Annotated in this window: 20 protein-coding genes and 1 riboswitch; of the genes, 6 read left to right on the plus strand and 14 right to left on the minus strand. The window is 60.4% G+C overall.

The annotated features are described in order from the left end of the window. Positions 1 to 78: 78 nt before the first annotated feature. From E4P32_RS17130 to E4P32_RS17145, 4 genes are all read right to left on the minus strand, one after another. Positions 79 to 4,755, minus strand: coding sequence for a glutamate synthase-related protein (locus tag E4P32_RS17130; protein WP_116436423.1), 4,677 nt, complete (start codon positions 4,753 to 4,755; stop codon positions 79 to 81). A gap of 182 nt (positions 4,756 to 4,937) precedes the next feature. Then, a complete protein-coding gene (locus E4P32_RS17135) occupies positions 4,938 to 5,675 on the minus strand; it encodes a transposase (RefSeq protein ID WP_116436424.1) in 738 nt (245 codons plus the stop codon). Between the two features lie 101 nt (positions 5,676 to 5,776). Continuing rightward, on the minus strand, positions 5,777 to 6,742 hold the full coding sequence (locus E4P32_RS17140; protein ID WP_116436425.1) for a TerC family protein: 966 nt from the start codon (positions 6,740 to 6,742) through the stop codon (positions 5,777 to 5,779). Positions 6,743 to 6,777: 35 nt separating this feature from the next. Beyond that, the gene (locus E4P32_RS17145; protein ID WP_116436642.1) at positions 6,778 to 7,098 is read right to left on the minus strand and encodes a zf-TFIIB domain-containing protein; all 321 of its coding nucleotides are present in this window, start codon (positions 7,096 to 7,098) and stop codon (positions 6,778 to 6,780) included. 114 nt (positions 7,099 to 7,212) lie between these two features. Between E4P32_RS17145 and nhaR the strand changes: the two genes are divergently transcribed. Then, a complete protein-coding gene (gene nhaR, locus E4P32_RS17150; RefSeq protein WP_116436426.1) occupies positions 7,213 to 8,124 on the plus strand; it encodes a transcriptional activator NhaR in 912 nt (303 codons plus the stop codon). Positions 8,125 to 8,319: 195 nt separating this feature from the next. On the opposite strand, the gene E4P32_RS17155 is transcribed toward nhaR, so the two are convergent. Continuing rightward, the gene (locus tag E4P32_RS17155; RefSeq protein WP_116436427.1) at positions 8,320 to 9,183 is read right to left on the minus strand and encodes a LysR substrate-binding domain-containing protein; all 864 of its coding nucleotides are present in this window, start codon (positions 9,181 to 9,183) and stop codon (positions 8,320 to 8,322) included. Positions 9,184 to 9,405: 222 nt separating this feature from the next. Here E4P32_RS17155 and E4P32_RS17160 point away from each other — a divergent pair, with 222 nt between their 5' ends. Continuing rightward, positions 9,406 to 10,620, plus strand: coding sequence for a YbfB/YjiJ family MFS transporter (locus E4P32_RS17160; RefSeq protein WP_116436428.1), 1,215 nt, complete (start codon positions 9,406 to 9,408; stop codon positions 10,618 to 10,620). A 75-nt stretch (positions 10,621 to 10,695) separates the two neighbouring features. On the opposite strand, the gene E4P32_RS17165 is transcribed toward E4P32_RS17160, so the two are convergent. Next, a complete protein-coding gene (locus E4P32_RS17165; RefSeq protein ID WP_116436429.1) occupies positions 10,696 to 12,195 on the minus strand; it encodes an AMP nucleosidase in 1,500 nt (499 codons plus the stop codon). A 586-nt stretch (positions 12,196 to 12,781) separates the two neighbouring features. Here E4P32_RS17165 and E4P32_RS17170 point away from each other — a divergent pair. Next, the gene (locus tag E4P32_RS17170) at positions 12,782 to 13,849 is read left to right on the plus strand and encodes a type II asparaginase (protein WP_116436430.1); all 1,068 of its coding nucleotides are present in this window, start codon (positions 12,782 to 12,784) and stop codon (positions 13,847 to 13,849) included. A gap of 77 nt (positions 13,850 to 13,926) precedes the next feature. Here E4P32_RS17170 and E4P32_RS17175 read toward each other — a convergent pair whose 3' ends face one another. Further along, complete coding sequence (locus E4P32_RS17175) at positions 13,927 to 14,502, minus strand: TMEM165/GDT1 family protein (RefSeq protein WP_116436431.1); 576 nt, start codon at positions 14,500 to 14,502, stop codon at positions 13,927 to 13,929. A gap of 4 nt (positions 14,503 to 14,506) precedes the next feature. Further along, positions 14,507 to 14,686, minus strand: a riboswitch (yybP-ykoY riboswitch). Between the two features lie 285 nt (positions 14,687 to 14,971). Between E4P32_RS17175 and E4P32_RS17180 the strand changes: the two genes are divergently transcribed. The 3 genes from E4P32_RS17180 (at position 14,972) to E4P32_RS17190 (ending at position 20,127) form a co-directional block, all read left to right on the plus strand. Then, positions 14,972 to 16,585, plus strand: a complete 1,614-nt coding sequence (locus E4P32_RS17180) for a glucan biosynthesis protein D (protein ID WP_116436432.1) — start codon at positions 14,972 to 14,974, stop codon at positions 16,583 to 16,585. 222 nt (positions 16,586 to 16,807) lie between these two features. Continuing rightward, positions 16,808 to 19,168 (plus strand): EAL domain-containing protein, encoded by a 2,361-nt coding sequence (locus tag E4P32_RS17185; protein ID WP_348533514.1) that lies wholly within the window; start codon positions 16,808 to 16,810, stop codon positions 19,166 to 19,168. Beyond that, positions 19,165 to 20,127 (plus strand): phosphate/phosphite/phosphonate ABC transporter substrate-binding protein, encoded by a 963-nt coding sequence (locus E4P32_RS17190; RefSeq protein ID WP_116436433.1) that lies wholly within the window; start codon positions 19,165 to 19,167, stop codon positions 20,125 to 20,127. Before E4P32_RS17185 ends, E4P32_RS17190 begins: the two co-directional genes overlap by 4 nt. Here the strand turns inward: E4P32_RS17190 and E4P32_RS17195 are convergent. From E4P32_RS17195 to E4P32_RS17225, 7 genes are read right to left on the minus strand one after another with little or no spacing between them, the layout of a single operon-like run. After that, positions 20,108 to 20,566 carry a nuclear transport factor 2 family protein gene (locus E4P32_RS17195; protein ID WP_116436434.1) on the minus strand — a complete coding sequence of 153 codons (459 nt, stop codon included), beginning with the start codon at positions 20,564 to 20,566 and terminating at the stop codon, positions 20,108 to 20,110. The two genes, E4P32_RS17190 and E4P32_RS17195, sit on opposite strands and share 20 nt — an antisense overlap. 5 nt (positions 20,567 to 20,571) lie before the next feature. After that, positions 20,572 to 21,357, minus strand: a complete 786-nt coding sequence (locus tag E4P32_RS17200) for an SDR family NAD(P)-dependent oxidoreductase (RefSeq protein ID WP_233526764.1) — start codon at positions 21,355 to 21,357, stop codon at positions 20,572 to 20,574. An 8-nt stretch (positions 21,358 to 21,365) separates the two neighbouring features. After that, positions 21,366 to 21,899: a DUF3833 domain-containing protein gene (locus E4P32_RS17205; protein ID WP_116436436.1), complete on the minus strand. Its 534-nt coding sequence runs from the start codon at positions 21,897 to 21,899 to the stop codon at positions 21,366 to 21,368. Then, positions 21,896 to 23,176 carry an MFS transporter gene (locus E4P32_RS17210; RefSeq protein ID WP_116436437.1) on the minus strand — a complete coding sequence of 427 codons (1,281 nt, stop codon included), beginning with the start codon at positions 23,174 to 23,176 and terminating at the stop codon, positions 21,896 to 21,898. Before E4P32_RS17210 ends, E4P32_RS17205 begins: the two co-directional genes overlap by 4 nt. A gap of 10 nt (positions 23,177 to 23,186) precedes the next feature. Beyond that, positions 23,187 to 23,687 (minus strand): chalcone isomerase family protein, encoded by a 501-nt coding sequence (locus tag E4P32_RS17215; RefSeq protein WP_233526765.1) that lies wholly within the window; start codon positions 23,685 to 23,687, stop codon positions 23,187 to 23,189. Between the two features lie 43 nt (positions 23,688 to 23,730). Further along, positions 23,731 to 24,957 carry a cyclopropane-fatty-acyl-phospholipid synthase family protein gene (locus E4P32_RS17220; RefSeq protein ID WP_116436644.1) on the minus strand — a complete coding sequence of 409 codons (1,227 nt, stop codon included), beginning with the start codon at positions 24,955 to 24,957 and terminating at the stop codon, positions 23,731 to 23,733. A gap of 32 nt (positions 24,958 to 24,989) precedes the next feature. Further along, complete coding sequence (locus tag E4P32_RS17225) at positions 24,990 to 25,808, minus strand: DUF1365 domain-containing protein (protein WP_167735703.1); 819 nt, start codon at positions 25,806 to 25,808, stop codon at positions 24,990 to 24,992. Position 25,809: the final 1 nt, after the last annotated feature.

Below are 25,809 nucleotides of genomic sequence, written 5' to 3' on the forward strand. Positions count from 1 at the left end.
GGCGATTCTGTCGTTGTCGTTATCAGAATCGCCGGCCTTGCGTTATTTCAGATCTGGCCGAGGACCGAGGGTTGCGGCTTACGCCGGAACCTTGTCCTTCGGGGCCGCTTTGGCTGCATGGAGTTCGCCCAGCGCACGTTTGTACTCGGTCGGGAAGACCTTGACGAACTTGCCGCGCGACGCCGCCCAGTTGTCCAGCAGGTAGCGCGCGCGCGTGCTGCCGGTGTACTTGAAGTGACGCTCGATCAGGCCGCGCAGGATGACTTCATCGGTCTGAGCGTTGCCGCCGCGTTGCAGGCTGTGCCAGATGGCGCGATCGGTCGAGGCTTCCTGTTCGGTGTCCGACAGGACCTTGTCCAGCGCGACCATGGCCAGGTTGCATTTGCCCGTGAAGTCGCCGGCTTCGTCATAGACGTAAGCGATGCCGCCGGACATGCCTGCGGCAAAGTTACGGCCGGTTGCGCCCAGCACGACGACGGTGCCGCCGGTCATGTATTCGCAACCATGGTCACCGGTGCCTTCAACCACGGCGATGGCGCCGGAGTTGCGCACCGCGAAACGCTCGCCGACCACGCCGTTGATGAATGCCTCGCCGGAGGTCGCGCCGTACAGCACGGTGTTGCCGGAGATGATGTTGTCGACCGCACGGCCGCGGAACTCGGTGTTCGGACGCACGATGATGCGGCCGCCCGACAAGCCCTTGCCGACGTAGTCGTTGCCTTCGCCGACCAGATCCAGCGTTATGCCATGCGCCAGGAACGCGCCGGCCGATTGACCTGCGGTGCCTTGCAGCTGGATGTGGATGGTGTCGTCCGGCAGACCTTCGTTGCCGTAACGCTTGGCCACTTCACCCGACAACATGGCGCCGACGGTGCGGTTCAGGTTGCGGATCGGCGAGATGAAGGAAACCTTCTCGCCCTTTTCCAGCGCGATCTTGGCTTGTGCGATCAGCTTGTGATCCAGCGCCTTGTCCAGACCGTGATCCTGGCTTTCGGTATGGAAGTACGGTGTTGCGCTGACCGGTTGATAGAAGATCTTGCTGAAGTCCAGACCTTGCGCCTTCCAGTGCTGGATGGCCTTGGTGCGGTCCAGCAGGTCGGAACGGCCGATCAGTTCGTTGAAAGTACGGATGCCCAGTTGCGCCATGATCTGACGCGCTTCTTCCGCGATGAAGAAGAAGAAGTTGACCACGTGTTCAGGCTTGCCGGAGAACTTGGCGCGCAGGACAGGATCCTGAGTCGCCACGCCGACCGGGCAAGTGTTCAGATGGCACTTGCGCATCATGATGCAGCCTTCGACCACCAGCGGTGCGGTGGCGAAACCGAATTCGTCAGCGCCCAGCAGCGCGCCGATGACGACGTCGCGACCGGTCTTCATCTGACCGTCGGCCTGCACGCGGATGCGGTTGCGCAGACCGTTCAGCACCAGAGTCTGCTGGGTTTCGGCCAGGCCGAGTTCCCATGGGGAACCGGCATGCTTGATCGAGGACAGCGGCGATGCACCGGTGCCGCCGTCATGGCCGGCGATCACGACGTGATCCGACTTGGCCTTGGCAACACCTGCGGCAACCGTGCCGACGCCGACTTCGGACACCAGCTTGACCGAGATCGAGGCGCGCGGATTGACGTTCTTCAGATCGTGGATCAACTGCGCCAGATCTTCGATCGAATAGATGTCATGGTGCGGCGGCGGCGAGATCAAGCCGACGCCCGGCACCGACACGCGCAATGTCGCGATGTAATCGGTAACCTTGTGGCCCGGCAGCTGACCGCCTTCGCCCGGCTTCGCGCCCTGCGCCATCTTGATCTGGATCTGGTCGGCGGAGATCAGGTATTCAGCCGAAACGCCGAAACGACCGGATGCCACCTGCTTGATGCGCGAACGCAGCGAGTCGCCGGCTTGCAGCGGGATGTCGACTTCGATGACGTCCTTGCCGATTTCCGATGCCAGGGTTGCGCCCTGCTTGATCGGGATGCCCTTCAGTTCGTTGCGATAGCGATTGACGTCTTCGCCGCCTTCGCCGGTGTTGGACTTGCCGCCGATGCGGTTCATCGCAATGGCCAGCGTGGCGTGCGCTTCGGTCGAGATCGAACCCAGCGACATCGCGCCGGTGGCGAAACGCTTGACGATTTCCTTGGCCGGTTCGACTTCATCGATCGAGATCGCCTTCGACGGATCGATCTTGAATTCGAACAGGCCGCGCAAGGTCATGTGGCGCTTGGATTGATCGTTGATGATCTGCGCGTATTCCTTGTACGAATTGAAGTTGTTCGCGCGGGTCGAGTGTTGCAGCTTGGCGATCGCATCCGGCGTCCACATGTGTTCTTCACCACGGATACGGAAGGCGTATTCGCCGCCGGCGTCCAGCGCGTTGGCCAGCACCGGATCGCTGCTGAAGGCAGCACGGTGAAGGCGCAGCGCTTCTTCGGCGACTTCGAACACGCCGATGCCTTCGACGTTCGATGCTGTGCCCTTGAAGTACTTGTCGACCAGCGCCTTGTTCAGGCCGATGGCTTCGAAAATCTGCGCGCCGCAGTAGGACATGTAGGTCGAGATACCCATCTTCGACATGACCTTCAGCAAGCCCTTGCCGATCGCCTTCTGGAAGTTGTAGATCGCCTTGTCGCCCGACAGCTCGCCCGGCAAACCCTTGGCCATTTCGGTCAGGGTGTCCATCGCCAGGTACGGGTGGATCGCTTCCGCGCCATAGCCTGCCAGCAGTGCGAAGTGATGCGTTTCACGTGCGGAACCGGTGTCGACCACCAGACCGGTCGAGGTACGCATGCCTTTGCTGACCAGATGCAAGTGAATCGCGGAAGTCGCCAGCAGCGCAGGAATCGCGACTTGCTCGGAGTCTACCTTGCGGTCCGAAATGATCAGGATGTTGTGGCCCGACTTGACGGCGTCCACCGCCTTGGCGCACAGCGATGCCAGGCGTGCTTCGATGCCTTCCTTGCCCCATGCGACCGGATAGCAGATGTTCAGTTCGTGCGACTTGAACTTGCCACCAGTGTGCGCGCTGATGTTGCGCAGCTTGGCGATGTCGGCATAGTCCAGAATCGGCTGCGACACTTCCAGGCGCATCGGCGGGTTGATGTTGTTGGTGTCGAGCAGGTTCGGACGCGGGCCGATGAAGGACACCAGCGACATGACCATGGCTTCGCGGATCGGGTCGATCGGCGGATTGGTCACTTGCGCGAACAATTGCTTGAAGTAGTTATAAAGCGTCTTGTTCTTGTTGGACATGACGGCCAGCGGCGAGTCGTTGCCCATCGAACCGATAGCCTCTTCACCGGCCGAGGCCATCGGCGCCATCAGGAACTTGACGTCTTCCTGGGTGTAGCCGAACACTTGCTGACGATCCAGCAGCGGGATGGTGGAACCGGATTCGAACGGCTCGGCCTTCAGTTCGTCGAGCTTGACGCGCACCGACGAAATCCATTGCTTGTACGGCTTGGCGTTGGCGTAAGTGTCCTTCAGTTCCTTGTCGTCGATGATGCGACCGGCGTCCAGGTCGATCAGGAACATCTTGCCCGGTTGCAGGCGCCATTTCTGGATGATCTTCGATTCAGGAATCGGCAGCACGCCGGATTCGGACGCCATCACGACCAGGTCGTCATCGGTGACGATGTAACGTGCAGGACGCAAACCGTTGCGGTCGAGCGTGCCGCCGATGTGGCGGCCGTCGGTAAACGCCAGGGCGGCCGGGCCGTCCCATGGTTCCATCATGGCGGCGTGGTATTCGTAGAAGGCGCGACGGTTGTCGTCCATCAGGGTGTGGTTTTCCCAGGCTTCCGGCACCATCATCATCATGGCTTGCGCCAGCGGATAACCCGCCATCAGCAACAGTTCGAGCGCGTTGTCGAAACAGGCGGTGTCGGACTGGCCTTCATAAATCAGCGGGAACAGCTTCTTCAGGTCGTCGCCCAGCACGGCCGACTGCATCACGCCTTCGCGCGCGCGCATCCAGTTGAAGTTGCCCTTGACGGTGTTGATTTCGCCGTTGTGGGCGATCAGGCGATACGGGTGAGCCAGCGGCCATTCAGGGAAAGTGTTGGTCGAGAAGCGTTGGTGCACCAGCGCCAGCGCGGAAACGCAGCGCGGATCTTGCAGGTCCTTGTAGTACACGCCGACCTGGTCGGCCAGCAACAGGCCCTTGTAGACCACGGTGCGCGCCGACATCGACGGCACGAAGAATTCCTTGCCGTGGATCAGGTTCAGCGCCTGGATAGCGTGGCCGGACGACTTGCGGATCACGTACAGTTTGCGTTCCAGCGCGTCGGTGACCATGATGTCCGGACCGCGGCCGATGAAGATCTGGCGGATGACCGGTTCTTTTTCACGCACGGTCGGCGACATCGGCATGTCCATGTCGACCGGCACGTCGCGCCAGCCCAGCACGACCTGGCCTTCAGCCAGCACCGAACGCTCGATTTCCTGTTCACAGGCGATGCGGGAAGCGTTTTCCTTTGGCAGGAAGACCATACCGACGCCGTATTCGCCAGGCGGCGGCAGTTCGACGCCCTGCTTGGACATTTCTTCGCGATAGTACTGATCCGGGATCTGGATCAGGATGCCGGCGCCGTCGCCCATGAGCGGATCTGCACCGACCGCACCCCGGTGGTCCAGATTCTTCAGGATGAGCAAGCCTTGCTCAACGATGGAATGGTTTTTCTTGCCCTTGATATGGGCGATAAAACCGACACCACAGGCGTCGTGTTCATTAGCTGGGTCGTATAGGCCTTGCGCGTGCATAACGGTGCTCCACCACTTTGAGAGTAAGGGTTTAAGGATAGTGCACTGCACCCAAATCTTCAATAAGAACAAAAGGGGTCAGAGTAAAATTAAAAACCTTAGAATTTTTAATAATTTTTAATTGGGGACAGAGTAATCACATTTATTGGATCAACTCTCTAACTCTTTGTATTCATTGAGAGTTATTCAGGAATAATGTCCGCTTCCTCTTTGTCCGAAGAGGCAGCCCCATCAATTTTCTTCACCGGCCGGCCGCGCTTTGCCGGACTGACCCGGCGGCTGACCTGCTTTTCCAGCCCGCTTTTGTACTCTTCCGCACCCAGCGCCCAACCCTTCAGCGTGGCCTGACTGATAGCATCGACCTCGGCCTGCCCCAGCGATTGCTCCGCTTCCAGCTTGTAGGCGATTTCGCGGTCAAACGGCGTGTTGCCCAGCGCCCAATACACGCTGTGGTCGGTAATCAACGGGTCCGGCTTTGCGCCAATGTGATGCATGTAACTCGACCAGGGGTAGTCCAGTGCACTCCCGACCAGGCCGTTGCGCACCGGATTGAGCTCGATGTAGCGACTGCACAGCAGCAGGTAGCGCTCCGCATCCAGCACCGTCGCCTTGTAGCGTCCCTGCCACAGGGTGCCGCTGCGCTGGTATTTCTGGTTGATGTAGGGCACGTAATACCGGCCTACCCATTGCATCATTCGTGCCAGCCCGTCAGCATCCGCCGGCGTGGCGAGCAAATGCACGTGGTCCGGCATCAGGACGTAAGCGTGAATGGCGACCTTGAAGCGCTTCGCGCCTTCCTTGAGCCAGTCGAGGAAGGCCGCATGGTCAGCGGCGTCGCGGAACACAACCTGGCCGTCGTGGCCGCGCTGGATGATGTGATGCGGCTGATGCGGAACAACCAGGCGGGGCAGGCGAGCCATAAGAGGAAGGATGGAAGGATCAAAAGAAAAGGGCCGGAGCGATTCACGATTGTAAATCACTCCGACCCTAATTTATTCAGCCTTCACGGATCTAACCGGTATCAGGCTGACACTTTCTTTTTGGACAACACCAGGCTGATCAGCACCGATGCCAGGAGGATTGCAGCAACCACCAGCAGCGACAGCATCACCGGAATGTGGAACCAGTACGCCAGCAGCATCTTGCCGCCCACGAACACCAGCACCAGCGCCAGACCGTACTTGAGATAGTGGAAACGGTCCGCCACGTCAGCCAGCAGGAAGTACAGCGCCCGCAAACCCATGATCGCAAACATGTTCGACGTGAACACGATGAACGGATCGGTGGTGATCGCAAAAATCGCCGGGATGCTGTCAACCGCGAAAACCAGGTCCGTCACTTCGATCAGGATCAGCACTAGCATCAGCGGCGTGAAATAGCGCACACCGTTGCGCATGGTGAAGAACTTCTCGCCGTCGTACTCGTTGCTGATCCGCATGTGCTTGCGCAGGAATTTCAACAGCGGATTGTCGTTGAGGTCGCTCTCCTTGTCCGCAAAGATCAGCATCTTGATGCCGGTCACGATCAGGAAGGCGCCGAACAGGTACATGATCCAGCTGAACTGTGCGATCAGCCATGCGCCCAGCAAGATCATCACGGCGCGCATGATGATGGCGCCGACCACGCCGTATAACAACACGCGCCGCTGCATTTCCGCCGGCACCGCGAAGTAGCCGAAGATCACCAGGAACACGAAGATGTTATCCACCGACAGCGACTTCTCGATCAGGTAGCCGGACAGGAACTCCAGGCTCTTCTGATTTGCAAATTCACGTCCGATGCTGTGATCCAGATACCACCACAGCAAACCGCTGAACAGCAGCGCCAGCATCACCCACGCCGCCGACCAGCCCAGCGCTTCCTTGACGGTCACCTTGTGCGCATGGCGACCGCCCAGCACCAGCATGTCGAACGCCAGCATACCCAGCACGAATACGATAAAGCCGCCCCACATCAGCGGACTTGCAAAACTTTCTACACCGTTCACGGTATTTCCCCTTTGGTTATATGTTCGTTACTACATCAGTCGAAATCGAAAATCTCGCCCAGAAAACCTTTCTTCTTGCGCGAGCGGTAATCCGAATGTTCCTTGTACTCACGGCCGTGGCCGAAGCGGTCGTCGTAACCGCGCTGTTGCGGTGCCGGCTGCTGCGACGCATATTGCGGCGGCGGCGCCGGAGCGCGCACGGCCGCTTGCGGCGCTGCGGCTTGCGCGCGTTCGATCAACTTGTCTAGCTCGCCGCGATCGAGCCAGACGCCGCGGCATTGCGGGCAGTAATCGATCTCCACGCCCTGACGATCGCTCATGCTCAGATTGACGGTAGTGCAAACGGGACATTTCATGTTGGCCTCCATGGCTGTGCAATAGACAGGTGCCACTTTAGCCAAATCCGATACTCTTGAAAATTCGAATATACTTTTCATTCTCTTCGTAAAAACCGATGTATTGAAAACACCATGGCCGCGCTCAATTACAAACATTTGCACTACTTCTGGACCGTCGCCAAGACCGGCGGCATCGCCCGCGCCGGTGAGCGCCTGCACCTTACCGCGCAGACCATCAGCGGGCAGATCACCCTGTTCGAGGAGACGCTCGGCTACAAGCTGTTCAACCGCGTCGGCCGCAAGCTGGAACTCAACGACGCCGGCCGCACCGTGTTTGCGTATGCCGACCAGATTTTCACCCTCGGGGAAGAACTCGAAGAAGTGATGCGCTTTCGCCCCGGCGGCAGACCGCTGCAGTTCCGTGTCGGTGTCGCCGATGCCGTACCCAAGACCATCGCCTACCTGCTACTGGAAACTGCGTTGAAGCTGGAAGATCCGGTGCGCATTGTCTGCCGCGAAGGCAAGCTCAACAACCTGCTCGGCGACCTCGCCATCCATCGGCTCGACATTGTCATCGCCGACAGCCCGATGCCGGGCAACATTGACGTGCGTGGCTATAGCCACTTGCTGGGCGAATGCAGCACCAGCTTTTTCGCCACGCCTGCGCTGGCCAAAGTGCACAAGAAGAATTTTCCGCAGAGTCTGGATGGCGCCCCCTTCCTGATGCCCGGTGAAGACGCTGCGGTGCGTCCCAGATTGCTGCGCTGGTTCGAGAAGGAAAAGATACGTCCGCAGATTGCCGGCGAATTCGATGACGGCGCTTTGCTGAACGCGTTCGGCGAAGCCGGCACCGGCATCTTTGCCGCCCCCTCGGCGGTCGCCGCGCAACTGAAGCAGCAACTCGGCGTGGTGCAGATCGGCCAGACCGAACAGATCACCGAACAGTTCTACGCGATTTCGGTGGAGCGTCGCCTGACGCATCCGGCGGTGCTGGCGATCCAGTCCGCGGCCCGAGAAAGCCTGATCATTCCAAAAGGGAAATAAAGGAAAATGATCGCGCCGAAAGTGACGCACAAAGAAAAAACCCCACGCGCCTTGCGGCTCGCGGGGTAAATCCCATTCTCGGGGGAGAGAATGGAGGGGGAAACCAGACTATAAAAAAAGCATTGCCTGACCGCAGCGTTTTTTACAAATTGTTACGCCGATCCGACCTGGGGTTCAGCGATGCACCGCGAAGCGTCAGGACTCAGTCAGCAACAAGGTGCGCAAGGCATCGTAAACCGTTGTCTGTTGATCATGTCGACAAATCAGATACGTGGTGATGCGACCATCCTTGCCTAAAGAATAGGTCGAAAAATTCTGTTGTCCATGCATATTTAATATCGTTCGCGGAACAAATGCGATCCCGGCGCCGGCCGCGACGCATGCCAGCATCGCGTGATACGACCCCAGTTCAAGCAAACGCGCCGGCCGACGCCCCTTGATCGTCCCGGACGCGTACCAGTGTTCGGCGCGCTTGCGATAGGCGCAACCTTGCTCGAACACAATCAACGTCTCGACGGTGAGGTCATCCGGGCTCTTCACCCGTGCATGTCCGCGCGGCACCACGATCACCAGCTCTTCCTGATACAGCGGCGTTGCCACAAAGACACCATCATCAATCGGCCCGGCCACCAGGGCGGCGTCCAACTTGAAAGCGCGCACCTGGTCGATCAGCATCTGCGAGGCAGACGTGGTCAGTTCCAGCTGCACCTCGGGCCAGCGCTGGTGAAATGCCGCCAGCGGCCCCGGCAAACGGCTGGCCGCAGTGCTTTCCATCGCCCCCACACGCAAGCGGCCGCGCGGTCCTTGCGGCAACACCGCCTGGCGCGCCTCCTGCACCAGCCCGAGGATGCGCTCGGAATAATCGAGCAAGATCTCGCCGGCCGGCGTCAGCAGCAGCCGCTTGCGATCGCGGATGAACAGCGGCACGCCGACCGACTCTTCCAGCTGGCGGATGCGCGTGGTGACGTTCGACTGCACGCGATGCAGGCGCTCGGCGGCGCGCGTGATGCCGCCTTCGCTGACCACGGCGCGAAAAATTTCAAGTGCGGCAATTTCCATGCTGTTCTCCTGTGGATGGCGCGTACGCCGCCAGCCTTGCTGCAATAACTTTCATCAAACATCCCTAAAACAGATGAATCCATTCTTATTATTCATTTTTTAGGATGATAAAGACAAGCTACCATTACGCCATCAGCAATATTCGCGCAATAACAGAAATGCCGCGGCAGCGCAGCTCCTCAAGCGCGCAACCCTCGCCGACCGGCATCACCACGGGAAGACATGACTACTCAGCATATCCAGGACACGCAAGCCAACCGCAAGACCGCCTTGCGCATCGCCCTTTCCGGCCTGATCGCGCTGTCGGTGGCCATGGGCATCGGCCGCTTCGCCTTCACACCGCTGCTGCCGATGATGCTGCACGATCAGACCATCGACCTCAATAGCGGCGGCTGGCTGGCGACGTCGAATTATCTCGGCTACTTTATCGGCGCCCTGCTGTGCGCGTTCTGGCGCGGCCTGCCGCCAACGCGCACGATCCGCGCCGGGCTGCTCGCGACGGTGCTGCTGACGGCGGGGATGGGCGCCTTCCATGCGCCAGGCCTGTGGCTGCTGCTGCGTCTGTTGTCGGGCATGGCCAGCGCATTGGTGTTCGTCTACAGCTCCGGCTGGTGCCTGCAGCGACTGGCACAATTACAATTTCCGGCTTTGGGAGGAATCATCTATTCCGGTCCCGGCCTGGGCATCATGCTGACCGGCCTGTCGAGCAGCGCCATGGTGGCCGGCGGCTGGCATGCGGCAGCCGGGTGGCTGGCGTTCGGCGTGATGGCGGCGTTGCTGACGCTGCTGGTGTGGAAAACCTTCCGCGGAGAAGTTGACCTGCGCGCCGGCGCCGCTGCCGCTCAGGAGTACACCGAGCCCGCAGCCGTAACGCGCGAAGTCCGCTGGCAGGTGCTGGCCTACGGCCTGGCCGGCTTCGGCTACATCATCACCGCGACCTTCCTGCCGGTGATTGCACGCCAGGCGTTGCCGGGGTCGTCCTGGCCCGATTTCTTCTGGCCGCTGTTCGGACTGTGTGTGGCGCTAGGTGCGCTCGGCGCAACACGCATCCCGGTGCATGCCGACCAGCGCCTGCTGCTGGCAATCAGTTATGTCATGCAGGCGATCGGCGTCATCATCAGCGCGATCCTGCCCAACGAGTTCGGCTTCGCGCTGGGCAGCATCCTGCTGGGCCTGCCGTTCACCGCCATCACGCTGTTCGCCATGCGCGAAGCGCGCCGCCTGCGCAGCCATCACGCACCCGGATTGATGGGCCTGATGACCGCTTCCTATGGCATCGGCCAGATCGTCGGTCCGCCGCTGGCGACCAAACTGGTGCACGTCAGCGGCTCGTTCACGCCGTCGCTGTCGATTGCGGCTGCCACGCTGCTGGCAGGGGCTGCGCTTTACGGCTGGCTTGCCGCACGCGACCGGAACAGTAAGCTTGCACCGGCATAGAAAGCCGGAAGCATAAAAAAAGCGCCGATGCGATCTCTTGCACCGGCGCTTTTTGTTTGCGTCCCAATCAGTGAATCAACGGAACGCCGGCTCGCCGAAGCTGCGCAGCTTGCGGCTGTGCAGCTGCTCTACGCCATGGTTGCGCAGTAATTCCAGTGCGCGAATGCCGATCTTCAGATGCTGCGCCACGCGCTGCTCGTAGAAACGATTCGCCATGCCCGGCAATTTGATTTCGCCATGCAGCGGTTTGTCCGACACACACAACAGCGTCCCATAAGGCACGCGGAAGCGGAAACCGTTGGCCGCCACCGTGGCGCTTTCCATGTCGAGCGCAATCGCCCGGCTCTGGCTGAAGCGCAGCAAGGGCGTGCGGTGGTCGCGCAACTCCCAGTTGCGGTCGTCGACCGAGGCCACGGTGCCGGTGCGCATGATGCGTTTGAGCTCGTAGCCTTCCAACTGCGTGATGCTCGCCACCGCGTCCTGCAAGGCCAGCTGTACTTCGGCCAGGGCCGGGATCGGCACCCACAACGGCAGGTCATCGTCGAGCACGTGATCGTCGCGTACGTAAGCATGCGCCAGCACGTAGTCGCCCATGCGCTGCGACGACGACAGGCCGGCGCAATGACCGAGCATGATCCAACCGTGCGGACGCAGCACGGCGATGTGGTCCGTGATGGTCTTGGCGTTGGAAGGCCCGACGCCGATGTTGACCAGCGTGATGCCGGAGCCGTCGGAACGCTGCAGATGATAGGCAGGCATTTGCGGCTGGCGCAGCGGCGCCGTGCCGGAACCGGCCACGCCCTTCATGCCTTCGACGTTGGCGTTGGGTGTAGTGACGTTGCCGGGTTCGACGAAGGCGGTGTATTGCTGGCGGTAGGTGCGCAGTTCCGGATCGTCGGTGGCCTGCATCAGTTCGCGGCCCATGCGCACGAACTCGTCGACATAGAACGCATAGTTGGTGAACAGTACATAGCGTTGAAAATGCTGGGGCGCAGTTGCCGTGTAATGGCGCAGGCGATGCAGCGAATAATCGATGCGCGGCGCGGTGAACAGCGCCAACGGATGCACGCCGTCGCGCCAGCCGCCGTTGTCGACTTCATAGGTGCCGTTGACGATGCGGTCGTCCATCTCGGCCAGGTCCGGCAAGTCGAACACATCAGGCAGCAGACGCAGATGCTCGGGATCGAGATCGCCTTCGACGTGGATGCCTTCGGCAAAGGCGAAGTGCACGGGAATCGGCAACTCGCTGACGCCGACCTCGAGCGGCTCCTGGTGATTCTGCAGCAGCAGCGTGAACTGGCTCAGCAGGTAATTCTTGAACAGCGTCGGGCGCGTCAGCGTGGTCTGATAGGTGCCGGGACCGGCAACGAAGCCGAATGACTGGCGCGTATCGGTATGGGTGACTTTCTCGGTGGTGATGCGCACGAAGGGATAGCACGCTCGCACACGGTCCTGCAGCACTTCGCCTTTGGCGAACAGCTTGAAGGCGTCACGGAGGATGGCGGTGTTGCTCTCATAGATCTCGATCACACGATCGACCGCCGCTTGCGGATCGGTAAATTTTTCGGTCAACAACTTGGCTCCAATCAATTCCGGTTCACGGGCTCATGACGCTTGGCCCCGGTTCGGTATGAATTCAACAAGAATTCATCTCGGCAACGTCCGATTTCATTGTACCTATATAAACAAAAAGGCCAACTGAATTCCGGAGATTGACGCGTCGCGCAACGACGTCGCGTTGATTTTCCCGCTGCTCGCAATTCTTGAATAGAATCAAATATTCCACCCGCTGATTTTTTCATTTAACAAAAATCAGGAGTGTGAAAAATTCAAAGTATCGAAACATCGTGCTGCGTGGTTTTCTGCATTCCTCTCAGTATGCAAATACCGCTCCGACGACGGTCGATTAGAGTGCAAAAGGGGATTTTTCCCGCCCTCAAAAAGCGCATCCGGCGCACCCCTTGCGGGCACAAAATCGGCGTCGCAATCGACGTATAAAAATACTTCCAAAAATCCCTCGACATATCTTCTAAGTCACGCCAATGAGTGCTATCTTGGCTGCTCTCCGCGCCTCACAAGGGCAAGCGTCGGCGTGCATCTGCTCGCGCTGAAACGCATGGAGAAGAGACGACAAAAACATACTTTAATCAAGAGGAACGACATGCATTCCAAAAAGATATTCGGCCAGTTTCTGATCCTGGCCTGTGCCGCCCTGGTCTCCATCGCGCACGCGCAAAAACTTCCCAACGTCATGATCCTGGCAACCGGCGGCACCATCGCCGGCACCGGCGCATCGAGCACGACAACCGTCGGCTACACCGCTGCAAAAATCGGCGTTGAAGCGCTGATCGACGCCGTTCCGGAACTCAAGAAAGTCGCCAACGTCAAGGGCGAGCAAGTGTTCCAGATCGCCAGCGAAAACATGAACAACGACTACTGGCTCAAGCTGTCCAAGCGCGTGAACACGCTGCTGGCGCAAAGCGACGTTGACGGCATCGTGATCACGCACGGCACCGACACCATCGAAGAGACCGCCTACTTCCTCGACCTGACCGTGCACAGCAAGAAGCCGGTGGTGATCGTCGGCTCCATGCGTCCATCGACAGCGATCAGCGCCGACGGCCCGATCAACCTGTACAACGCCGTCCTGCTGGCAGGCAGCCAGGAAGCCATCGGCAAGGGCGTATTGGTCACACTGAACGATCAAATCAATGCTGCGCGCGAAGTCACCAAGACCAACACCTCGACACTGGATACTTTCAAGACGCCTGAACTGGGTTTCCTGGGCTACATCCAGGGCAGCAAGCCGTTCTTCTATCGCCAGTCGACCCGCAAGCACACTGTTGATTCCGAATTCGACATCTCGAAGCTGGATGTGCTGCCGCAAGTCGACATCGTCTACGGCTACGCCAACATGAACCCGATCGCGCTGAACGCCTTCGTCGCCGCGGGCGCCAAGGGCATCATCCACGCCGGTGTGGGTGACGGCAGCCTGAACAACATGGTGGCGCCATCGCTGAGCGAAGCGCGCAAGAAAGGCGTTGTAATCGTTCGCGCCAGCCGCGTCGGCCAAGGCATCGTGGCGCGCAACGGCGAAGCGGATGACGACAAGCTGGACTTCGTCGTCTCCGACACGCTGAACGCACAGAAAGCCCGCATCCTGCTGATGCTGGCGCTGACCAAGACCAGCGACACCAAAGCAATCCAGAAGATCTTCTATACGTATTGATCACTATCTGACGCAGCAAGAAAAACGGCCCGCAATGCGGGCCGTTTTTTATTGTGCGCGAAGAGTTGCGCCGGGCATCAGAAGCCCAGCGATTTGCCGGCGCCCAGCAGCGTCGCCACACCGATGAGCGCAAATATCAGCGCCGCAATGCTGTGCACGATGCGCACCGGAATCTTGCCGGCGATACGGTCGCCCAGCAACACCGCCGGCACATTGGCGATCATCATGCCCAGCGTCGTTCCCGCCACCACCGGGATGAAGGCGTGGTACTGCGCCGCCAGCGCCACCGTCGCCACCTGCGTCTTGTCGCCCATCTCGGCGAGGAAGAAGGCAATCACGGTGGTGCCGAACACGCCGAAGCGCGCGAACTTGGCTTCGCTCTCGTCGAACTTGTCGGGAATCAGCGTCCAGATCGCCATGCCGATGAAGGAGATGCCCAGCACCCAACGCATGGTTTCGGGCGAGACCAGCGACGTGATCCATGCACCGAGCGCGCCGGCAAAGGCGTGATTGGCAATGGTCGCCACCAGAACGCCCAGAATGATGGGAATCGGTTTGCGGAATTTTGCAGCGAGGATAAAGGCCAGCAGTTGCGTCTTGTCGCCGATTTCAGCTAAAGCGACTACGCCGGTAGAAATGAGAAATGCATCCAATTGGGGTCTCCATGGCCGGACAAAAAAACGATTGACCACACCTCTCCCCGGCCATTCCGGAGGCAATGTGGTCAAAGGTCTTGTCAAGCTTTTAGGACCGCTTATGCCATGGTCGTGTGGACCAAGTATGTTGACATAAGCCCCTCCTCAGGGCGGAAGGCGACTACTCCCCAATGACCGGCGAATTTTACTCAATTAATTTTTATGCGTCCATAGAAAATACATAAAGAAACAGGAACCAAGCCCGGGGATGAGACTCTTTATCAAGTAGCTTTCAGGAAATCATGACGGTCCGATACCAAGCGCCCACGCGGGTGCCCCCGTCATGCTAGGATTTCCGCCTTGCCGCGTCTTCATTCATCGCATTCAAGCTGGTTTGCTTCACTGATGCGATCCACTTGCATACGCTGCGCTCCCGACCAACCTTTGCTGTTTTCACGCAGCATTATTCATTCGACATCTATTGCCCATGATCAATCGACGCACCTTCCTGAGCTCTGCCACAGCGACCGCCGCTCTCGCCGCCCTCGGCATTCCTCCCGAAGCGCTCGCCGCCAATCGCATCAAGCTCGGCAATCCTGCGCCCTTCTCGTTCGACGCGCTGATCGCACAAGTGCGTACGGCCGCGCAATCGCCCTACAAGCCGCAGAACAAACCGCCGGCCGAGATCCTCGACAAGATCGATTACGAGGCGCACGGCAAGATCAAATTCAATACCGATGCATCGCTGTTCGCCAATGGTCCCGGACAATTCCCGGTGACCTTCTTCCATCTCGGCCGCTTCTTCCAGGCGCCGGTGCACATGTACACGTTGGAGGGAACAGGCAACAACGCCAAGGCGCGCGAAATCCTGTACGACGAGAGTTATTTCGACATGCCGGCCGACAGCCCCGCGCGCAAGCTGCCGCGCGGCAGCGGCTTTGCCGGTTTCCGCTTCCAGGAAAGCCGCAGTGGCGATCAGGCCAAACTCGACTGGCGCAAGAACGACTGGGTGGCTTTCCTCGGCGCCTCCTATTTCCGCGCGATCGGCGACCTGTATCAGTACGGCCTGTCGGCGCGCGGCATCGCCATCGACGTCGCCCAGGCCGGCAAGCCGGAAGAGTTTCCCAACTTCACGCACTTCTATTTCGAAACGCCGGCCGACAAGAGCGACACCGTCGTGGTGTATGCCGTGCTCGACGGCCCCAGCATCGTCGGTGCTTACAAGTTCATCATGCGCCGCGGCGCCGACGTCGTCATGGATGTCGACTGCGCACTGTTCCTGCGTCAGGACGTGGGACGTCTCGGCATCGCGCCGGCCACCTCGATGCTGTGGTATTCCGAAGCCGTCAAAGGCACCGGCGCCGACTGGCGTCCGGAGGTGCACGACTCCGACGGCCTGGCGATCTGGAACGGCAACGGCGAACACATCTGGCGTCCGCTCAACAACCCGGCGCGCATCACCGCCTCGGCGTTCGGCGACAACAATCCGCGCGGCTTCGGCCTGCTGCAGCGCGACCGCAACTTCGACCACTATCAGGATGGCGTGCATTACGAGCGCCGTCCAAGCCTGTGGGTGGAGCCGCTGGAAGGCTGGGGCGAAGGTTCGGTGCAACTGATCGAAATCCCGACCGACGATGAAATCCACGACAACATCGTCGCGATGTGGGTGCCGAAAGCCAAAGCCGCCGCCGGCAGCAGCTATCGCCTGCGCTACCGCCTGCATTGGATGAAGGACGAGCCGTTTCCGTCGCCGCTGGCGCGCTGCGTCGCCACGCGCCTCGGTAACGGCGGCCAGCCGGGCCAGGCGCGTCCGCAAAACGTGCGCAAGTTCATGGTCGAGTTCAAGGGTGCCCCGCTGGAGAAGCTGGCCTTCGGCGAATTGCCCGAGGCCGTACTGTCATCGTCACGCGGCAGCTTCTCGTATGTCTTCACCGAAGCCGTGCCGAATGGCGTAGCCGGCCACTGGCGCGCGCAGTTCGACCTCACCGTCGACGGCGACGATCCTGTCGATCTGCGCCTGTACCTGCGCCACAAGAACCAGACGCTGTCGGAAACCTGGCTCTATCAGTACCAGCCGTTCAAGACGCGCGGCGTCTACTAAGGGCGAGCTGGCGTCAATCTGACCGCGCCGGAACATACAGCATCGTTCCGGCGCACGCCATCCCCCCTCTCCTTCTGTTTCTTCCCGGCACACTCCGCACGATTCACAATTGCGCCGTCTTGTCATCAATTCGACACATTAGCCGCTTACTCTCTGGGAAACACTTTGCGGTCACGCAGAGGCATTCCATATTGAGGCAACAAATTGCGGTTATTGCGGGTATTGCGGTTACAACTATCGACGCGGCCGGCCTGGCTGAGCTCGGCGTTTCAGGACGGCCGGGGGCTGTCATCTGTGTATTTGCTGCTGTCCTGCTTCCTGCTGATCGTGATCTGGTCCATCACCTTCACACGCATCCGCAATGAAAAGGCGCTGGCAGTGGAAAGCTCGCTGTCCGACAGCAGGAACGTCGCCGCCATCATCTCTTCCAACCTAGAGGAAGTCCTCAGCAAGGCGCTGCTCTATTCCCGCATCGGCCAGTCGGTGCTGGACGGCGACGCGCACGCCGCAAGTTATCTGTCGCCGCTGTTCTTGGGCGACTCGGCGTATCTGCGCGTAGCCATCTTCGACGCCAACGCCAGGCTGGTCTATTCCTCGGCGCGGCAAAAAGAGGAGCCCGAGTTTTCCCAGTTGATCAACGCCGCTTACGTGTCGTCTCTGATGTACTCGCAACGCCAGGGTGGCATGATCATCAGCCCGCCGCTGAAAAAGGACGGCTACACCTGGCGCGTGCCCTTGCTGATCCCGCTGAAGAACAAGAACAATGAATTGCAGGGATTTTTCACGGCAATCCTTGACCTCGGGTATTTCCTGAAGACCTACAAGGACGTCAGCGTCGGCAGCGGCAGCCGCATCGAAATCCTCAACGCCACCGGCTTCCAGCTTGCCGAACTGAGCGGCAGCACGCTCTCGGGCGGCAGCAATTTCGCCGGCGAAGACTATGCGCTGTTCCTGGTCGACAACAAGGCCGACGGTGAAATCCGTGCCGTCCGCCCGGGCGAGCAGGAACAGCAGATCGGTGTACAACGCAAACTCGATCGCTATCCGCTGGCTGTGATCGTCAGCCGCGATCCCGACTTCGTGCTCGGCAAGCTGGCGCTGCCGCATCGCGACTACCGCTACCAGGCGATCATCATTTCCGTCATCGTGCTGCTGTTCTGCTACGGACTGATCAACATCGCACACCGGCGCAAACGCCTGTACGAAAAACTGCTGTTCTCGGAACGGGAAAAGAGCGGCCTGATCGATCAGCTCGAACAGGAAAAATCACGCGCCTATCAACTGGCTTCGCACGACTACCTGACCGGCATCCCCAACCGCATGCTGTTCCACGAAATCGCCGCCACCGAGTTGTCACGCGCGCGTCGCAGCCGCAAGTTGTATGCGCTGTTCTTCCTCGACCTCGACAAGTTCAAGGTCATCAACGACACGCTCGGCCACGCTGTCGGCGACGCCTTGCTGCAGACCGTCGCCACGCGCTTGCGCGCAGTCTTGCGCGAATACGACCTGGTGGCGCGGCTGGGCGGCGATGAATTCGTGGTGCTGGTGTCCGAAATCGCCGCCGAAGAACGTGTCGCCCAGATCGCCCGGGAACTGATCGCCGCCATCAGCGCGCCCTACCCCGACCTCGAAGGCCATGAAGTCCTGACCACCACCAGCATCGGCATTGCGCTGTATCCGCGCGACGGCCAGAGCGTCGACCAGTTGCTGACCAGCGCCGACGCCGCGATGTACACCGCCAAGAAAGCCGGCAGCGGCGCCTACCGATTTTACGACGCCTCGCTCAATGCTTCCGCCGCGCGCGGGCTCGAGTTGCTGGCGCGCTTCCGCCAGGCGCTGAAGAACGACGAGTTCTGCCTGCACTACCAGCCCAAGGTGGAGATGCACGATTTCGACATCGTCGGCATGGAGGCGCTGATCCGCTGGGAGCATCCCGAGCACGGACTGATCTTCCCCAACGACTTCATTGCACTGGCCGAAGACCACGATCTCATCATCCCGCTGGGACATTGGGTCATCAAGGCGGTCTGCCGCCAACTCGCCGACTGGAAGAAGCGCGGCCTCAAGGTGGTGCCGGTCGCCATCAACGTCTCGGTCAAACAATTGCAGGATGAGTTGCTGCTGGAGACCATCCTGGACGCGCTGAAAAAATACAAGCTGCCGCCCTTCCTGCTGGAGATCGAAGTCACCGAAAGCTGCTTCATTGACGACATCGACAGCGCCAAGGCTGTGCTGGAAAAACTGCGCGCGGAAGGCTTGCGCATTTCGCTCGACGACTACGGCACCGGCTACGCCGGCCTGAGCCACATCAAGACGCTGCCGGTCTATGCGCTCAAGATCGACCGCTCGTTCATCCGCGACATCCGCAACGACAACAGCGACGCCATGATTGTCGCCTCGACCGTGTCGCTGGCACGCAACCTCGGCCTCAAGGTCATCGCTGAAGGCGTGGAAAGCAAGGAGCAACTGATGCATCTGAAGGTGATCGGCTGCGATGAGGTGCAAGGTTTTTACCTGCAACGGCCGGTATCGGCGGAACAGATCGAGCCGGTATTGCAAAAAGGGAGATTCGATCCGCTATGAATACACTGAATGCATTGCTGACGCTGGCGCAGGCCGTCCGGAAAATTCCGCATACCCTGCGCGGCGGCGTGGCGCTGCCGCTGCTCCCCTTGTTTCCGCTGTCAGTGCTGATCGTGTTGCTGATCCTGACGCTCAACAGCCTGCCGGCCGACGCCGCCCAATGCGAGCGACCGGCGCGGCTGCGCTTCTCGTTTGTGCCGCAAGGTGAATTGCAAGACGATGGCGCTGCCTTGAAGCCGCTGTTCAATGATCTGGAGAAATCGCTTGGCATACCGGTCGAGGCGATTACGCCCGCCTCCTACGGAGCCGTCAATGAGGGCTTGCTGGCCGGCGCCGTCGACGTCGCCCGGCTGGGACCGGCGACTTATGTCTCGGCGCACAAGAGTGATCCGCAGATCACGCCATTCGCGACCTTGATGAATATGGCCGATGCATTCAGCGACGGCAATACGGCGGCATATTACTCGCTGCTGATCGTGCGCCAGCACGGCCCGGTGACGTCGATTTCGGGATTGAAGGGCAAGCGACTGGCATTGGCGGATCCGGAAAGCACCTCGGGTGCGCTGATCCCGCTGCATGTGTTTGCGCGCCAGTTGGGCACGACGCTGGACAAATACTTTTCGCGGATCGGCTATTCCGGCAATCATGAGCAATCGGTCAGCGCCGTGCTCAACCAGGAAGTCGACGCCGCCTTCGTCGCCAGCGCCAATCTCGGCGCCTTGATCGCCGCCGGCAAGGTCAAACGCGCCGATGTGCGCGTGCTGTGGAAATCGGCGCCGATTCCCTTCGATCCCTTCGTCTATCGCGGCCAGCTGTGCGAGGACATCCAGAAGAAAATCCGCGCCGTCTTTTTCAACAAGAAGAGCGCCAATGTGCAGGCAACACTGAGCAACCTGCGTGCCCAGGAATTCGTGCCGGCGCTGGACAAGAACTACGACATCATCCGCGGCCTGCCGTAAGGTCGATTTTGGTCTCGAACAATCTGCGCAGCCAGCGGATCAATCCGCCGATGACCGGCAATTTCTGAAACAGCTCTTCCGCCGCGTCCCAGTAGTCTCGATGCAACACGACCAGGCCTTCATCATTGAACTTCAGATGCGTGCTGCCGACAACGCTGTAGTGCTTGCCCTTGAGTTCGAACTCGAACACCCAGGTAATGAAGGCCTGATCGCCGTCGATCATGCGGTCGTGGATGATGAAATGCGGATTGTCGGTCGTGTCGAACATGTGTTCGTACACGGCGATCATGGCCGCGATGCCGCGGATGTCGTTGAACGGATCCTTGAAGTGCACGTCGGACGCATAGAACTGGCCGATGTGGCGCACGCTTTGTCGCGTCAGCGTGACATACCATTCGGCCAGCGCATCGAGTCGGTCTTTGAATCTGATCTCAGTCATGTCAGTCAGGTCATGTGCAAGAAACGGTGGAACAAGGCGAAGCGCCAGCGATAGGGAAGCATCTGGACCAGCTTCAGGATACGCGTAAAGCGGCGCGGAAAATGGATTTCAAAACGTCCCTCGGCGATGCCCTTCCAGATTTCGACCGCTGCGGCGGCGGGCGTTTGTATTGCGGGCATGGCGAAATCGTTTTTCTCCGTCAGGCCGGTCTTCACGAAGCCGGGATTGATCAGATAGACATTGATGCCCTTGCTGCGCAAATCACTGTAGAGAATTTCCGCCAGGTTGATCAGGGCCGCCTTGCCGGGACCGTAGACGCTGGCATTCGGCAAACCCATGTAGCCGGCCACGCTGGCCACCAGCGCTATGCCGCCGCTGCCGTGCGCCAGCATGTCGGGCAGCACGCTGGACAAGGCCGAATAGACGCTCACCAGATTGGTCTTGATGGTCTGCTCGGCGACGTCATCGCTGACCTCCCAGCTGCGCTCGGGACGATAATCGGCGGCGCAGAACAGCATCAGGTCGACGCCGCCGAATGCCGCGCAGATCTGGGTGTGACGCGCGCGCCAGGCGGCGTGATCGAGTACGTCGAACGGCAGGATCAGGGCCTTGTCGCTGGTCCCCGCCACGGCCTGCAAGGCCTCCAGGCGGCGCGCCGAGATCGCCACCTGCGCCCCCATCGCCAACGCCTGCCGCGCCAATGCGGCGCCGATGCCGCTGGAGGCGCCGATCAGCCAGATGCGCTTGCCGGTCCAGTCGTGCACGGGCTTGTTCATGGGACTAAACATCATGGTCTCCGTCAGTCCTGCTTGCGAAAGAACAGCGTCACCTGTCCGACTTCCAGTCCGAACTTGCTCATGCTGGTGCGGTTGATCATGGTGCGCTGGTCCATCTGATACATCCAGTCGTCCATGTGCATTTCATACGTCTTGCCGTCGACCGGCAGCAACAGGGTATAGCGCCAGTTCAACGCGTTGCCGGCGGCATGGCCGACCGCTTCGCCGACAACGTCGCCGGCGGTGCCGCGCCAGCTGCCGTCGGCTTGTTTGATCAGTGTCCAGACGCGCTGCTGGGTGCTGCCGTCGTCATAGCGGAAGCGCTCGTCCAGCGTCAGCTTGCCGTCCTGCGCGCTGCCGGTGATGTCGACATGAAAGCGCTTGACGACTTCGCCGCCGCGTTTCTGGAACATGCCCCAGGCCTCCGTTTTCCCGCTGAAAAATTGCACCGGGTCGAATACCGGCTCGTTCTTGGCGTAGTGCGAAACGTCGGTGCCGGCGCAGGCGCCCAGCAACGTGAGCAGCGACAAGGCTGCAAACCAGCGGATGATTTTCATGAAGTTGTCTCCGGTAAAACAGCAAGAGAATCGGATGCCGGCGTCGTTTTCAACAACAGCAAGGCGATCAGTTTGAATACGCAGGGTACGGCGGCATACACCCAGCCCAGCGCCGGGTTGCCGCTCATGCCGGGTTGATAATCGAACAGCGCCAGCAGCGGCAAGGCAAGGCCGGAGATCGCCAGCGCCAGTTTCGCCAGCAACGTCCAGACGCCGTAATAGGCGGCAGTGCTTTCGTGCCTGCCGATCACGTTGGCCAGCAATACCGGCGGCAAGGCCAGGTCGGCTCCCAGAGCCAGACCCGCTGCTACGCACACAGCGCCATAAAGCAGGACATCGCCCGCGCCCAGCAACACCGTACCGCTGAAAGCAAGGATCGCCAGCAACATGCCGGCGCGCCAGGCCTGCAATACACCGACGCGTTTGGCGGCGATTACCCACAGCGGCAAGCCGATCGCGGTAGAAATGAAATACGTCGCGAGAAAGCCGCCGGCGTAATCCGACGCTTGCAATCTGTCATTGATGAAAAACAGCGCCAGCGTCGCCGGTATCGCCACCGAGACGGCGTTCAGGAAATACGGCAACAGCAGCCGGCGAAATCCCGGATTGGATTTCATCGTCGCCACGGCATTGCGCCAGCCGCCCGCCTGCGCCGCGACTTTGTTCCAGCACGGCGCCAGCCACAGCAAAGCCGCCAGCGACGCCGCCAATGCCACGGCGAAAGCGGCCGAATACAGCGCGAAACCACTTTGGCTGCGAGCCCCGCTGACCATGATGAAGCCCGGAATCACACTCGCCAGGACCGCTCCCAACAAACCCATCAACTCACGCAAGGCGGAAGCGCCGAGCAAGCCGCCGGCGTCTTCCGACAAGCGCGCACCCCACGCCAGATAGGCAATATTGAGCATGCTGTGCGCGGTATAGGCAACGATCAGCATGACGCCCAGCCACGCCAGCAGATAGCCGCCTGAAGCGCGCACGCTCTGCGGCGGCAACCAGATGCCGAAGAACGCCAGCGCCAGCAACAACGCGGCCAGCGTCATCCATAAAGTCAACCTCGCGCCGTGCAATCGGTCGATGCATTGCCCGAGCCAGGGGTCTTGCACCGTATCGACGATGCGCGCCAGGAACAAGACCCAGCCGGTGCCCGCCAGCGTGGCGCCGAGATAGGAGGTGTAGTACAGCGGCGCCTGGATATACACGGGCAAAGCCGACATCGCCAACGGCAGGCCAAGCAAACCGTAGGCGAGATAGCGAAGCCGACTTTCGCTGTTCATTGGACTGCCTTCATTTTTCTGCTCCCAGCAGGCGATTGCGCAATTGCGTATCTCTGGTGCGAGGATCAAGCCAGATGGCGAAGAAGGCGCGCGCGAATTCCGCATCGCGCACCTCCGCCAGCAAGCGCGTGCGGCTGTAGAAACGGCAGCCGATGCCCGGCAGATAGACACCGGTGAGCTGATCGCCTTCATTGACGTCGGTGAAGGCGCGCGTCATGTCGGCTTCCCAGCGCTGCAATTGCTCGTTGCTGTAACGGTCGCCGAACAGGCGGCGGATTTCATCCATGCTGGTCTGCACGATGCGCGCACGGCTGATACTGCGCTGATAGGTCAACTCCAGCGCAAACGGCTGTTCGGGATCGAACGGCGTCGCGGCGCTCCACAGTGATGCGTCATAAATTTTCAGCCCGAACCAGCGCAGTCCGGCGCTACCCTGCAGGTGCGCCTGCGGCAGATCGTCACGCCAGCCCGCCGCCTGTGCAGGACCGGCGAACAATGCGACCGCGAGCAAGATGCATGCTGCAACACCTCTGCAGAAACACCCGCTTACGCAATCAGCCTTTCCGTAACATAAACTGAATGACATCGGTGCGCTCCTCATCGAAACCCACTTCGCAATAGGCATAGTAGAGTTGCCACAGGCGCATGAAGCGCTCGTCGAAGCCCTGCTCCTGAATCGCATCGCGGGCGCGCAGGAAGGAGGCGTGCCAACGGCGCAGCGTCTCCGCATAGTCGAAACCGAAACGGTATTGATCGAGGGTCTGAAGGCCGGCGTTGCGCGCCTTGGCGCAGAAGCGTTCCGGACTCGGCAGCATGCCGCCCGGGAAGATGTACTGGCGGATGAAATCGGACGTGCTGCGATAGCGTTTAAAGTATTGCTCGGCAATCGTGATCGACTGGATCATTGCGCGGCCGCCCTTTTTCAGGCGCGCCGACACGGTATCGAAATACTGCTGCCAGAAGCGCTCGCCGACGGCCTCGAACATTTCGATCGAGACCACGGCGTCGTACTCGCCTTTCAAATCGCGGTAGTCGCACAATTCCAGCTTGGCCAGATGACCGAGGCCGCGCACGGCGATACGCTGCTGCGCCACCTGCAACTGCGCCGCCGAGATCGTCACGCCGTGCACGCGGATACCGCGCACCGCAGCGTGTTCAGCGAAGCCGCCCCAGCCGCAACCGATTTCCAGCACGTGATCGCCGGCCCGCAAACCGAGTTGATCGATGATGCGCTGATACTTCTGCGCCTGCGCCGCCTCCAGGCTTTGTCCGTGATCGCCGTTGAAGATCGCACTCGAATAGGTCCAGCTGTTGTCGAGCCACTGATGGTAGAAGGCATTGCCGATGTCGTAATGCGCATGGATATTCTTGCGGCTGCCGGCGCGCGTATTGGCGCGCATCAGATGCCGCAGGCGATACCACAGCCCGGCCAGCTTGCCGCCGAACATCATGCGTTCCAGTTCCGCCTGGTTGCGCAGGCACAGACGCAGCAGCGCGCTCAGGTCGGGCGTGTCGATCCAGCCGGCGGCATAGCTTTCGGCGAAACCGATGTCGCCCGATTGCAGCATGCGGGCGCAGGCGCGCCAGTCGCGAATGATCATCTGCGCGCTGGGCGGTTGATGCAGGTCGCCGAAGGTCAGCGTATTGCCGTGCGGCGTAACCAGTTGCAGGTGACCGTGCGCAAGGCAATTGAGCAGGCGCAGAAACAGGCGCGTGGCCGGCGGTGCGGAGACGGAAGCGTCCAGGGGACGCGATGAATTCGATAGCGCAGCTTCGGGCATGGATGCGCTGAAGTGCTTCATCTCGGTCGGGTTCACGGTGACATCTCCTTGTTGAAATTGGCGGTCGCAACCGCGCTATCCGTTGGACGGGCCGGCTTGCGGAAAAACGGCACGCGCTTGCGCCAGAGTTTCCAGGCCTGCCAGTGAATTTTTGCGACGATGCCGAAGGTCAGGAAAGGCTGCGTCAGCAAGGCGCGCAACGCGACCGCCGACGTCATTGCCTGCAAGCGGCCGCCGACGGTGGTGTGGATCAGTACGCCGGGGCTTTCGCAATTCTCGGCGCCGTCTTCATAGTCGATGCCGATCAGCGTGGTCTTCTCCGTATCGCGAAAGCGAAACCGGTAGCTGCCGCGTACTTCGCAAAACGGCGACACATGCATGGCTTTGGCGCAGACCAGGCGCGTGTCGGGCGTAATCGCTTTTCGTTCGCCGTCAGCCAGCAGATAACGGTGCGTCTCGCCGAAGGTGTTGTTCACTTCGGCCAGTACGGCGCGCAAGGCGCCGCTGCTGTCATGGCACAGCCAGAAGCTGACCGGATTGAACACGAAGCCGAACAGCCGCGGAAAAGTCTGCAGCCAGATTTCACCGTCGCAAGGCAAGCCGGCGTCGGCCAGTTGCGCACGCATCCAGCCGTCCAGATCGCTGCCGTCGCGCGGACCGTAGTCGCGTGTCCTGAGCGACATCAACCGCGGGCGATTGACGCCGAACCAGGCATTGTTCGCAGCGGACAGCCGCGCCAGATTCAGGCGCACATAAAACACCGGGTAGACGAAGCGGTGCTGCGCCGGGCGCAGCCGCTCGTGCATGACCTGGCCGCGAACCAGATAGGCCGGTGCGCATGGGTTCGTCATG

This window comes from Herbaspirillum sp. 3R11 (assembly GCF_004563925.1).
In the GTDB taxonomy this organism is placed as follows: Bacteria; Pseudomonadota; Gammaproteobacteria; order Burkholderiales; family Burkholderiaceae_D; genus Herbaspirillum.